This window comes from Bacteroides sp. 2_2_4 (assembly GCF_000157055.1).
In the GTDB taxonomy this organism is placed as follows: domain Bacteria; phylum Bacteroidota; class Bacteroidia; order Bacteroidales; family Bacteroidaceae; genus Bacteroides; species Bacteroides ovatus.
Window position 1 is genome coordinate 133,642 of sequence record NZ_EQ973356.1, and the last position, 12,235, is coordinate 145,876.

Annotated in this window: 10 protein-coding genes; 5 read left to right on the forward strand and 5 right to left on the reverse strand. The window is 43.6% G+C overall.

All coding sequences use genetic code 11. The annotated features are described in order from the left end of the window. Position 1 precedes the first annotated feature (1 nt). From BSCG_RS23585 to BSCG_RS23570, 4 genes are all read left to right on the forward strand, one after another. Positions 2-841, forward strand: coding sequence for a transporter substrate-binding domain-containing protein (locus BSCG_RS23585; RefSeq protein WP_008774894.1), 840 nt, complete (start codon positions 2-4; stop codon positions 839-841). Positions 842-1,353: 512 nt separating this feature from the next. Then, positions 1,354-2,340: a Gfo/Idh/MocA family protein gene (locus BSCG_RS23580; RefSeq protein ID WP_004314960.1), complete on the forward strand. Its 987-nt coding sequence runs from the start codon at positions 1,354-1,356 to the stop codon at positions 2,338-2,340. Positions 2,341-2,495: 155 nt separating this feature from the next. Further along, positions 2,496-2,966, forward strand: coding sequence for a nucleoside deaminase (locus BSCG_RS23575; protein WP_004314961.1), 471 nt, complete (start codon positions 2,496-2,498; stop codon positions 2,964-2,966). A 39-nt stretch (positions 2,967-3,005) separates the two neighbouring features. Further along, complete coding sequence (locus tag BSCG_RS23570) at positions 3,006-3,815, forward strand: fimbrillin family protein (protein ID WP_008770902.1); 810 nt, start codon at positions 3,006-3,008, stop codon at positions 3,813-3,815. A gap of 119 nt (positions 3,816-3,934) precedes the next feature. Here the strand turns inward: BSCG_RS23570 and BSCG_RS23565 are convergent, their stop codons facing one another. Both BSCG_RS23565 and BSCG_RS23560 read right to left on the reverse strand, forming a co-directional pair. Further along, positions 3,935-5,530, reverse strand: coding sequence for a hypothetical protein (locus BSCG_RS23565; RefSeq protein WP_004314963.1), 1,596 nt, complete (start codon positions 5,528-5,530; stop codon positions 3,935-3,937). A gap of 25 nt (positions 5,531-5,555) precedes the next feature. Next, entirely contained in the window at positions 5,556-6,890 is a 1,335-nt protein-coding gene (locus BSCG_RS23560) for a hypothetical protein (RefSeq protein ID WP_004314964.1), read from the reverse strand. A 225-nt stretch (positions 6,891-7,115) separates the two neighbouring features. On the opposite strand from BSCG_RS23560, the gene prmA reads away from it, so the two are divergent. Then, positions 7,116-7,964 (forward strand): 50S ribosomal protein L11 methyltransferase, encoded by an 849-nt coding sequence (gene prmA, locus BSCG_RS23550; protein ID WP_004314966.1) that lies wholly within the window; start codon positions 7,116-7,118, stop codon positions 7,962-7,964. Between the two features lie 226 nt (positions 7,965-8,190). Here prmA and BSCG_RS23545 read toward each other — a convergent pair whose 3' ends face one another. Genes BSCG_RS23545 through BSCG_RS23535 form a run of 3 tightly spaced genes read right to left on the reverse strand, consistent with a single transcriptional unit; the run spans position 8,191 to position 12,220 of the window. Beyond that, complete coding sequence (locus BSCG_RS23545) at positions 8,191-8,697, reverse strand: flavodoxin (protein WP_004314967.1); 507 nt, start codon at positions 8,695-8,697, stop codon at positions 8,191-8,193. A 12-nt stretch (positions 8,698-8,709) separates the two neighbouring features. After that, the gene (locus BSCG_RS23540; protein WP_008774897.1) at positions 8,710-10,746 is read right to left on the reverse strand and encodes a thiamine pyrophosphate-dependent enzyme; all 2,037 of its coding nucleotides are present in this window, start codon (positions 10,744-10,746) and stop codon (positions 8,710-8,712) included. Positions 10,747-10,783: 37 nt separating this feature from the next. Continuing rightward, on the reverse strand, positions 10,784-12,220 hold the full coding sequence (locus BSCG_RS23535) for a dihydrolipoamide acetyltransferase family protein (RefSeq protein ID WP_008774898.1): 1,437 nt from the start codon (positions 12,218-12,220) through the stop codon (positions 10,784-10,786). Positions 12,221-12,235: the final 15 nt, after the last annotated feature.

A 12,235-nucleotide genomic window follows, 5' to 3' on the forward strand; every position in this document is an offset into this window, starting at 1 on the left:
TATGGTAACACGCCCCAAATTGAGACTGGCCAGATATTTAGTGCCCGTAATCATTGTATTGGCAATCATCTTTTCTATCCGCCAATGCGGTAATCAGGAAAAGCCGTCAGGACACCCACGTGATTATGCAGCCATTGCCAAAGAAGGTATATTGCGTGTAGCGACTGAATATAACTCGATCAGTTTCTACGTGGACGGCGATACCGTTTCCGGTTTCCATTACGAACTGATACAGGCTTTTGCCCATGACAAGGGATTAAAGACCGAAATAACACCCCTGATGAGTTTTGAAGAACGGCTGGAAGGATTAAGCGAGGGACGTTACGATGTAATTGCCTGCGGCATATTAGCTACCAGCGAACTGAAAGACTCTCTGCTCCTCACCTCTCCCATCACGCTCAACAAGCAAGTGCTCGTGCAACGGAAAGAAAACGGAGAAAACGACTCACTCTATATCCGTAGCCAGCTGGACTTGGCCGGGCGGACACTTCACGTAGTAAAAGGGTCTCCTTCTATTCTGCGTATTCAGAATCTAGGTAATGAAATCGGCGATACCATTTATATCAAAGAAATAGAGAAATACGGTTCCGAACAATTAATCTCAATGGTAGCTCATGGGGATATCGACTATGCCGTTTGTGACGAAAGCATCGCACGCGCGGCTGCCGATTCCATCCCACAGATAGATATAAATACAGCCATCAGCTTTACACAATTTTACTCATGGGCAGTCAGCAAACAATCACCCGCTTTACTCGATAGTTTGAATGCATGGCTGGATAAATTCCAAAAGGAGAAAGAATACCAGAAGATTTATAAAAAGTACTATGATAAAGAATAACCTTATCATAGTACAGATCAGAAGAAAACAATCAAAAACAGAATGTAAGATAGATATATTCATGTCTATTACGAGAAATAAACTCCCAAAGACTTGACTTTCGCTTTCGAATGTCGTATCTTTACAGAGTTAATGATAAAGTAGTTTCAATTAAACTACATGCAAAGGAGGGAATCGCGATTCTCTCCTTTCTTTTTATCCAGCCGGGAAAAACCTCTCCCCGCCCCGGCTTTTCCTTGCGCTTTGCCCGGTGGTTATGGTTCTTCAGCCGGAGGATCAGCAGTGTTCACCTTGCTTCTTACCGAAATGAAGTATATATCCGCCTCAAACAGACGTTCTGTTTGCCTGAAACAGAGCCTTTGTTCCGATAAAATAGAGCTTCTGTTGAAACAAAACACAATGTCTGTTTTCCAACTGTCCCCGCTAAGTTAATAATCAATAAAGTTGCTCTTGACAAAAAATAGCTTTATCTTTGGGGTTTGTTAGAACAGACACAATAGGTATATTATATTATGAGTGAAAAGATGATCAAATGGGGCTTCATTGGTTGCGGAGAAGTAACCAAGACGAAAAGCGGTCCCGCTTTCCAGAAAGTAGAACATTCGGAAGTCGTAGCCGTGATGAGTCGTGACGGCGCGAAAGCGAAAGCGTATGCCAAAGAGAGAGGAATCAAGAAATGGTATGACGATGCACAGGAGCTGATAGATGATCCGGAAGTAAACGCTGTCTATATAGCCACTCCTCCTTCTTCACACGCTACGTATGCCATTATGTCCATGAAAGCGGGTAAACCGGCCTATATTGAGAAGCCAATGGCGGTGACGTATGAAGAATGTACCCGAATCAACCGCATATCCAATGAAACGGGGGTTCCCTGTTTCGTAGCATACTACCGACGTTATCTTCCCTATTTCCAGAAAGTAAAGGAATTAGTAGAGAACGGAACGATCGGCAACGTTATCAATGTACAGATTCGTTTTGCCCAGCCGCCACGCGATCTGGATTACAATCGTGATAATCTTCCCTGGCGTGTGCAGGCTGATATTGCCGGAGGCGGCTACTTCTACGACCTTGCTCCGCATCAGATTGATTTGTTGCAGGATATGTTCGGTTGTATCCTCGAAGCAAGCGGTTACAAGAGTAATCGCGGCGGGCTTTATCCTGCAGAAGATACATTAAGCGCCTGTTTCCAATTTGACAACGGACTGGTGGGTAGTGGTTCCTGGTGCTTCGTAGCCCATGATTCTGCCCGCGAAGACCGCATAGAGATTATCGGCGACAAAGGAATGATTTGCTTCTCTGTCTTTACTTACGAACCTATCGGACTGCATACCGAGAAAGGACGGGAAGAAATCTGTATCGGCAACCCGGAACACGTGCAACAGCCTCTTATCCAAGCAGTAGTAGACCACTTATTGGGTAAGTCGGTTTGCTCTTGCGACGGCGAAAGTGCAACGTTGACTAACTGGGTAATGGACAAGATCTTAGGTAAGCTATAACCCTAAAAAAAGCAAAAAAAAGTTCCTTCTTTTTCCGGATTCTGCCGGTATTGTTAAAAAATTAATAGGGACATTCCATTGTATATTGTTAGTTTTTTCTATCTTTGTAGGAAGAAGCAAAGAAAAAATGAAACTAACAATATATTTTTTGTGCCATGACTAAAGAAGCTTTAATGAGAAAAGCGATCGAGCTTTCAAAAGAAAATGTTGAAAATGGTGGAGGTCCTTTCGGTGCTGTGATTGCCACGAAAGACGGAGAAATTGTTGCAACAGGAGTTAATCGTGTCACTGCATCTTGTGATCCTACGGCTCACGCCGAGGTAAGCGCCATACGTGCCGCAGCTGCCAAACTCGGAACATTTGATCTTAGCGGATACGAAATCTATACTTCCTGCGAACCTTGCCCCATGTGCCTGGGTGCTATTTATTGGGCACGCCTGGATAAGATGTACTATGGAAACAACAAGACTGATGCCAAAAACATCGGCTTCGACGACTCTTTTATCTATGACGAACTGCAACTGAAACCTGAAGACAGAAAGCTGCCTTCCGAAATCCTACTACATAATGAAGCCCTTACTGCCTTCAAAGCCTGGGTGGCCAAAGAAGACAGAGTAGAATATTAGAAAACCTCTCACTATTATTAACCTATTAATTACCCTCAAATGAAAAGAAAAAGCCTTTTATTTGTTATGGCATCAGTATGCCTGTTCAGTTGTCAACAGCAAGAAGAACTGCAAGATCCCAGTAAAGGAGTGATCGACTTTTCTACTTCTATTGACCAAAGTATCAACAATGCTCTTACTCGTAACAGCAGTAGTCTGACACTTCCGTTAAAAAGCAATTTCGCTGCCGGAGATGTTATCTCCATGTCCGTTGCCGAGCAAGATTATCATCCGTTTGCCATAGGCATGGATAGCCAAACCTGGAACGAAGCAGGCACCGATTCGGAAACGGTTACTTTCTATGCTCATTACCCTGAATTGACCAACGAAGCTGCTACTACCAGATCATTGAGCAGCCGCTATCGTGAAATCAAGGGTGGCTTAGAATATTTGTTCGGTACAGCCCAAGCCAACAAAGGTTCTAAGAATGTTGCTCTTACATTCAAGAGAATGACAACACCCGTCGTTCTGCTCGACGAGAACAACCAGCCTTACGAAGGTAGAGCAATCGTTAAACTGTTCTTGAAGAACAAAGGTGTACAGGACCTGTTCAGCGGTAAAATCGAAGCTGACCCCAATGCAAAACCGGAATACATTGATATCCGGAAAGTATCTGAAGGTATCTTGACTAACTTGATTCCACAGATCATCAAAGCCGGCGAGAAAATAGGAACGGTTATTCTGGAGGACGGTAAAGAAGAACCTATCATCGCAGAGGAGGACATTACCATAGAAGCCGGAACTCCTGTAGCGGTAAAAATGTACGCAAGACGCGGAATCATTGACGAACGAACTCCACTATTCAGATAAGACTGAAGAATAAAAAGTGATACTAATAAAAATCCCCGGAACCGCTGTAGACACTCAGCATTCCAGGGATTTTTTACACACAAAAGTTATTATTGAAATTGAAAACTGTCTTTTTTAGGTTAGAAACGCATACCTAAAGTAAGAACCACTTTATGGTTGTTGTTCGTCACTTTCGTTCCAGGTAAATCTAAACTATCAAAAGCATAGAATGTTTCTTTATAAGTATTATACATATATGCCATGTCTACATAGAAACTTTCACCACGATAGCCACAACCCAATGTATAATTATTAGTAGCACCCGGATTAGAAAATTCCGTATCAGTACGCATTGAATTTACAGGAAGATACTTAAAAGCATCTGATTTCAAAGGAGCAGTAATATGATTATATCCTAAACGGAATGCAAATTCCGGTGCTAACTTAAATTCAGCTCCAACACGAAGTGTATGAACTGCTTTCATCATTGCTTTAATGTCTTCTGTCTGACCTAATTCATATCCGTCCGGATCTTTCATTTTAGCTGAAGTACGGTCTGAATATTCATACTCAACTCCCAATGCTACAGAAGAACCGATGGTATATCCCATACTTGCATTAAACTTCCACGGAGTAATTAACTTATATTCATATTCTCCTTCAGTATCATTTCCACGGGCATCATAAGGTTTGGTAATGCCACGTGTAGTCTCATTCAAATCAAAATTAATATAAGCAGTATTCCGTTCCTTCAAACTAAAGAAAGTCGGAGTATGTACAGCAGCACCAATACGGAATGAGGATGACTCAAAAGGACGAAGAATAAAACCTAGTTTAAAATCAACTCCACTACCATCTACCCAAAAGTCATTTCCCAACGTATATCCTCCATGACCATTTCCGTCCTTATCAGTAAAGTCTTCATTATATTCACTAGTCCTGTCATAGTTTACACTATAAAGTCCTAATGTTGCTCCAACATAAAAACGATCATAAAAATTCAGCGCACCATTCAAATCAAAAGAATGGATACCTCCACTTTCTTTCGAACGATAAGACTGGCTCACAGCATCTCCTGCCTGAAAATAGGGTTCATATCCCTCAAAAGGAGGAACTGCATCTGGATTCTCTGGATCTACTTTCCCATAAACAGGATTCACTAAATGTGCATTATATCCCATAATACCCAACCAAGGCAATTCAGGATTCTGAAAAGCATCATCGCTCCTCAAAGCAGCTTCTGTGAACGGATCAAAGTCTCTGTATGAATCAAAGTTCACCATATTAGCCATCTGAACTGTTTGAGAAGTATTGAATACTCCACTCACCAGCATACTTCTATTGAAGGACTTCATTTTGCGATAATTGAAACCAAAGTTGGCAAATCTCAAAGCAGTTGTATTTCCTATTTTTGTAGAGAATACAAATCCGGCATTATCAAATGAGCCATGAAACTTATCAAGACTTGCCCCATTCGCTTTCACTCCTGTATTATCAAAGCCAAATGAAACCATAACATCATTGCTACGATAAATTCCGATACCGGCAGGATTAGTTCCTATAGTGGTTATATCTCCGCCTAAAGCTCCCATGGCACCGCCCATACCTACAAAGCGGGCAGTTCCATTTAAATCACTTCCCATCCATCGATTTGCATCATAGATAGTTGTTTGAGCATTTAGAAATCCTACACTTATCAAAAGAATACAAATCGCTAATATTCTATTACTTTTCATAATCAATCTCTTTTGAAATTATAAACTATCTTCTATAGCTACCACCAGAACTACGTGAAGAACCACCACCGCCGCTACTACGTGAAGAACTGCCACTGCTGCCAGAACTACGAGAATAACTACCGCTACTACCTGATGAATAGCTACTTCCACTACTTCTTGAATAACTACCTGAATTAGAAGAGCGGGATGATGATCTGTCAGGCGTATAACTTCTTGATGGAGAAGTGGAACTTCCACGTGAATAGCTACTACTGCTACGGCTACTATTTGTTCCGGAACTTCGTGTCGAACTATTACTTCTATTATAAGAGGAACCAGAATTGCGTGTACTAGTACCAGAAGTACGTGTACTGCTTGGACGTGTATACGTTTCTGTATTTCTACGAGAGTATGAACTTCCTGAACGAACAGAGCTATTGCTACCGCTACGAGTATAATCGCGAGTACCTACAACTCTACTATTTGTACCTGTACTACCTGAACGGCGAACACTTTGTCCAACAGAAGAATTAGCTGGTCTGGTAGTTGATGAACCGACACCTCTTCTGTAAGAAGTAGAATTATAATTTCTCGAACCAGAATAATAGGAACGATTATTACCATTAATCACACTACGTCCGGCATAATAAGGTCTTCCACCTCCGCCCCAGCCCCAGCTAGGACCACCGTGCCAGTGGTGATGATGTCCCCAATATCCGCCGCCATACCAGCCACCCCAGTAGCCGCCTCCCCAATAACCGGGGTAATATCCCCAAGAGTAATAAGGACGATTCCATCCCCAGCCATAGTTCCATCCCCAGCCGTAAGAGCCATAACGCCAATCCCACCAAAGCGGGTTACTGAACGTCGGGAATGCATAAGCATACATACCATCGGTATATACGTTCCAATCCCATGAGTTCGGACCGTAAACTACATCCCAGTACAACGGGCTGCTGATACTGATAGCAAAACGCGGATTGCGGAAACGGATGATACGTTCAGCGTATTCATAGTCGTCTGTTGTACCATTGAATTCGCCCGTCACCCATTCTCCGTCCAAATCCGGATTAGATTTTTCTTTTATATATAAGGTATCATTATCCATTACGAATTCATTTTCACGTGCATCGTAACGGCGGTTATATTCATCCACATCCCGTGTTCTTCCCTTACGGTCCTGAACAACCACTGTAGTACCCGGTGAAGTATAGATGTTAGTCGTCACCTGTTTCTTCGGTTCCTTCTTAACTGGAGTTTCTTTCTTCTCCTGTTTGTCTTTGGAAGGTACGAAGTAAAGGTCGTCATCAACGCTTTGTGCAAAGATACCTATCGGAAGGCACAAGGCAAATAGCAAGAAATAAACAATCTTTTTCATATCATCTCGGTTTATGTAATTACTTAAACTTATTCACGTTACAAAGATAAGGAAGAGATTTTTCGTCCGGGGGAGATTTTCCCCAAAGGATAATAGGGAAATCCCTATTTCTAACTATCTTTGTAGAAGATACAACGCTCACCGGCATAAAGTTCAGGCAAACTTGACTTTCTATACCCGGATTGCTGTATCTTTGCACATTATTCACCAGCATTAAAAACAACTATGAAGTATTTTGAGTTCACATTCCGCACCCAGCCTTGTACCGAAACCGTCAATGACGTACTGGCTGCCATATTGGGTGAAGTCGGATTTGAAAGTTTTGTTGAGTGTGAAGGCGGACTGACCGCATATATCCAACAGACATTGTGTGATGAAAACGCCATCAAGATTGCCATCAACGAGTTCCCCCTACCCGATACGGATATTACTTATACATATACCGAAGCGGAAGACAAGGACTGGAACGAGGAATGGGAAAAGAATTTCTTCCAACCCATCATTATCGGAAACCGATGTGTGATCCACAGCACTTTCCACCAAGATGTCCCCAAAGCGGAATATGACATCGTCATCAATCCTCAAATGGCCTTCGGAACAGGACACCACGAAACTACCAGCCTCATCATTGAAGAATTATTGGACAGCGAACTGAAAGATAAATCCCTGCTCGATATGGGCTGCGGAACTTCGATTCTTGCCATCCTCGCACGTATGCGGGGCGCACGTCCCTGTACGGCCATCGACATTGATGAATGGTGCGTACGAAACTCCATCGAAAACATCGAGTTGAACCACGTAGACGATATTGCCGTATCACAAGGAGATGCCTCGTCGCTTGTAGGAAAAGGACCTTTCGACGTTATCATCGCCAACATCAACCGGAATATATTACTGAATGATATGAAGCAATATGTTGCCTGTATGCATACGAATTCCGAACTCTATATGAGTGGATTTTATATAGACGACATTGCCGCCATCCGCGAAGAAGCGGAGAAGAACGGACTGACTTTCGTTCATTATAAAGAGAAGAATCGTTGGGCAGAAGTGAAATTTATTTATAAAGGATAAGAGCCAACAAATATCTTTAAAAGAGAAAGCTCCCTTATCATTAAAAGATATAAGAAAGCAAGCAAAAATCGCAGTCGATATACGCTATAAACAAGCGTAAGACTCCAGATTAATGCAGAAAAAAAATAGTGACGGTATACGCGTGGGATAGTGACGCTATCCATAGCATATACCGTCACTATTTGCATCGGATAGCGTCACTATCTTATAAAGAGAAATAAAGTCGTTACGCGAACTCTTTTTTGACCTGTTGGCACCATGCTTTGATTTTCTTTTCCGCCTGTTCGGACTGATTATCCAAATCGACAACCAACCCGCACCACTGCTCGCCACGTAAAGCCTTGGAACGTTCGAAAGTGTAACCTTCGGAAGAAGTAAAACCGACCAAGGTAGCCTCATCCCCTTCAAAGACTTCTGCCAGCAGACCAATTCCATCTGCAAAATTTTCCGGATAACGTATCTGATCTCCCAAACCGAAGATAGCAACCTTCTTACCTTTCAATTTCATTGTCCGGAGTTCCGGCAACAGTTCGTCCCAATAAGTAGGAAGTTCTCCGTCAAACCAGGTGGAAGCACCCACAATGAAGCAGTCATAAGCAGCAAAATCATTCTGCCAGGCCTGCTCGATAGGCACTACTTCTATCTTGTCTTCACCAAACTCTTTCTGTATTTTCTCTGCCACCCAACTCGTTCTTTCGGCTTTGGTAGCATAAAACAAACCTATCTTTTTCATAATTCTTCTCTTTTAATATTCCAATAATTTCCGTGCAGCTTCGTATATCTTAGCTTCGTCCGGCAAAATTTCTTTTTCCAGTATCGGATTGAAACCGACGGGAGTAAACGTAGAACCGACACGCTGCACCGGTCCGTCAAGATAACGGAACATTTCCTCACCAATCATTGCTGCAAGCTCCGCACCGAAACCGGAGAATACTTTATCTTCATGTACAACCAATGCTTTGCTGGTCTTCTTGACCGATTCAAAGATTGCCTCTTTATCCAGCGGAATCAGAGAACGAATATCGATCACTTCTACTTTCCAACCACCCTCTTTCTCCAATCGTTCGGCGGCATGTAGACAGAAATGGGTCGTATTTCCATAGGTGATAATACTCAAATCCGTACCCTCACGGCGGATACGTGCTTTTCCGAAAGGTACTTCAAAGTCTTCCGGCACCACAGTGGCGGCTTCTACCGAATTATACAATGCTTTCGGTTCGAGGAACAAAGTAAATCCCTTAGAGCGCATACTAGTACGTAACAATCCGGCTGCATCATCTGCAAAAGAAGGGCAGACAATTCGTGCTCCCGGCAATGTAGTCAAAGCTCCTTCTATATTTTGAGAGTGATACAACCCTCCACCGATATAACCTCCGGAAGCCAACCGCAGCGTTATATTCGGGGCAAACTTACCATTGCTGCGCCAATACTCATGCGTACATTCTACATATTGTTCTACGGCAGGCCAGAAGTAATCGGCAAACTCCGCTCCCTCTATCACGACATGGATTTTAGGATCAAAGCGGCTCATTCCGTTGGCGGTGCCTACAATATAATCTTCGGCAATCGGCGCACTGAACACACGGGCTTCGCCGAATTCCTGTTGCATACCTTTGGTGACATTAAACACACCGCCTTTCTCTCTGTTTGCTACGTCCTGTCCCCAGATAAACGTATCGGGATTGTAACGGAATTCGGCTTTCAATGTCTCGTTAATGGCATTTACCAGGAAGGTCTTTTCGCCCTCTGCTTCATGAGTACCTTCTTTGTACTTCTGGGGTTGATAAGGTTCGGGCATCACAAAATCGTAGATACTCTTAGGATCAGGATCGGGAGCAGCCAACGCTTTTCGGTTGGCAGCCGACAGTTCTTTCTTTGCGTCAGCTTCGATCTGTTGCAATTCTTCCTCCGTCAGGCGTTTGTAACGCAACAACATCCGGCGGAATTTCATTAGCGGATCGGCATCTTTTACGTATTCCAGTTCGTTCTCATCCCGGTACAGGGTATGTTTATCCGAGTTGGAATGGGAACCGATACGAACACAGTTGGCCTGCACAATCACCGGGTTACGGGTTTCCCTTGCATATTCGTGGGCTTCGGTCATGGCATTCATCGAGTCGAACACATCTTTTCCATTGCAATAGATGATTTTCAGATTCTTGAAGCCGGAGAAGTTCTCGGCAACTTTGCGGTTGGCTGTCTGTTCCGATTTAGGGACAGAGATTCCATATCCGTTGTCCTGAATCACAAAAATAACAGGAAGACGTTCAAGGCTGGCGCCATTGATAGCCTCATAGACAAAGCCTTCGGAAGTGGCAGATTCTCCGTGAGAAGTGATGGCGACTCCTTTATGTCCATAATATACCATTGCCCGTGCCACACCTGCCGCATGAAGGTCGTGTGTACCCGTTGCAGAAGAAATGTTTTCGATGTGCCATTCCGGTTTGGCGAAATGGTTCGACATGTGACGTCCGCCGCTGCCCGGGTCTGTCGCTTTCGAGATACCGTTCAGGATGATTTCTTCCGGAGTCATTCCGGCAGAAAGTACAGTCAGCATATCGCGGTAGTAAGGAAACAGGAAGTCTTCGCCCAAAGTGAATACCTGACCGATGGCAAGCTGAATACCATCATGCCCCGCGTAAGGAGCATGATAAGACCAACCCAAGGATTGTAGCAGGTATGACGGTGCTTTTTCATCCAAAGCACGCCCCAATGTCATCAGATGATACCACTTTTTCAGGGTTTCTACATCTGTCGTTTTTATATCATATTTCTTTTTCATAGTGAATGAAGTTCTTAATGAGTGAAACAATCAGTTATCAGCCTTGCCAGTTTTCGAGGTAGTCGGCTATAAAGTGGAGGAAGTTACCTCCCAACATTCCGTCTACTACCCGATGGTCGTAAGACAAAGACAGATACATTTTATGGCGGATGGCAATCGTATCGCCTTCCGGTGTTTCTATCACAGCAGGTTTCTTTTCAATATATCCTACTCCCAAAATAGCAACCTGCGGCTGATTAATTATCGGTGTACCGAATAGGCTCTTGAACGTTCCGAAATTGGTAATGGTAAATGTACCGCCATCAATATCTTCCGGCATTAATTTATTATCCCTTGCTTTCAGGGCTAAAGAGTCAATGGCAACTGCCAGGCCATTCAGATTCAAATGGTCGGCGTCATGCACCACAGGCACAATCAGATTTCCATCATTCAGAGAGACGGCAATACCTACATTGATATGTTTCTTAAAGAGGATATTATATCCGTCTACTGACACATTCACTTGAGGATAGGCTGCCAATGCTTTCGCTACGGTCTCGGTTATCACAGGCATATAAGTCAACTTCACTCCTTCGCGACGGAAGAAAGCATCTTTGTTCTTTTCGCGCCAACGCACCAGCTTAGTGACGTCTACTTCTACCACATTAGTTACATGAGGAGATACTTTCTTAGACATAACCATGTGATCGGCAATAATCCGGCGGACACGATCCATCTCTTTCACTTCAACTCCAGGCATGGCAACAGGAGCAGACGATTTGGATGAAGTAGCAGCCGACTGTGCAGCAGGGGCAGATGCAGCCGGAGACGTTTTCGGAGTTATCGGTTCGGGAGCAACAACCACCGACGGTTTGTTTGCAGCCGGAGCAGCAACAGCAGAGGTCGGCTTCGGTTCAGCCATATCGCCTCTTTTCTTCTTTTCAATATAGTCTTTTATATCTTTCTTACTCAATCGCCCTTCATAACCCGTACCTTGTATAGTATCCAACTCTTCTTTCGGAATCTTAGCCTCCCGCGCCAACTGAATCACAACAGGAGAATACCAACGTTCTTCCTCAACAGCAACGGGTTTGGATGTATCAACGGGGGTTGATGCAGTATTCACTGATTGACTCTTAGCAATGTCTGCTGCTGATTGTGATATTCCGGAAACATCAGCGGCAACCTGACTGGCATCAGCTCCTTCGTTTGTGGCACCTTCGCTTGCCGGCTCCGTACCGGATGATTCTTCGCCATCCAAATCAATAATAGCAACTACTATTCCTACAGCAACCGTGTCACCTTCCTTATATAAAATCTCTACCACTTTTCCCGCTACGGGAGAAGGGATTTCTGCACTTACTTTAGCAGTATTCACTTCAAAAAGCACATCGTCTTCCTGAATCATGTCACCCACCTTTACAGACCAAGAGACAATGGTCCCTTCGGTTATACTCTCGCCTAACTTAGGCATTTTTATTTCGAATTTTGACATAGACAGTAAATTTAT

What these genes read in the sequence shown, in the direction of transcription:
- BSCG_RS23585 (WP_008774894.1), top strand. Translation starts at nt 2, where the DNA reads ATGGTAACACGCCCCAAATTGAGACTGGCCAGATATTTAGTGCCCGTA.
- BSCG_RS23580 (WP_004314960.1), top strand. Translation starts at nt 1,354, where the DNA reads ATGAGTGAAAAGATGATCAAATGGGGCTTCATTGGTTGCGGAGAAGTA.
- BSCG_RS23575 (WP_004314961.1), top strand. Translation starts at nt 2,496, where the DNA reads ATGACTAAAGAAGCTTTAATGAGAAAAGCGATCGAGCTTTCAAAAGAA.
- BSCG_RS23570 (WP_008770902.1), top strand. Translation starts at nt 3,006, where the DNA reads ATGAAAAGAAAAAGCCTTTTATTTGTTATGGCATCAGTATGCCTGTTC.
- BSCG_RS23565 (WP_004314963.1), bottom strand. Translation starts at nt 5,530, where the DNA reads ATGAAAAGTAATAGAATATTAGCGATTTGTATTCTTTTGATAAGTGTA.
- BSCG_RS23560 (WP_004314964.1), bottom strand. Translation starts at nt 6,890, where the DNA reads ATGAAAAAGATTGTTTATTTCTTGCTATTTGCCTTGTGCCTTCCGATA.
- prmA (WP_004314966.1), top strand. Translation starts at nt 7,116, where the DNA reads ATGAAGTATTTTGAGTTCACATTCCGCACCCAGCCTTGTACCGAAACC.
- BSCG_RS23545 (WP_004314967.1), bottom strand. Translation starts at nt 8,697, where the DNA reads ATGAAAAAGATAGGTTTGTTTTATGCTACCAAAGCCGAAAGAACGAGT.
- BSCG_RS23540 (WP_008774897.1), bottom strand. Translation starts at nt 10,746, where the DNA reads ATGAAAAAGAAATATGATATAAAAACGACAGATGTAGAAACCCTGAAA.
- BSCG_RS23535 (WP_008774898.1), bottom strand. Translation starts at nt 12,220, where the DNA reads ATGTCAAAATTCGAAATAAAAATGCCTAAGTTAGGCGAGAGTATAACC.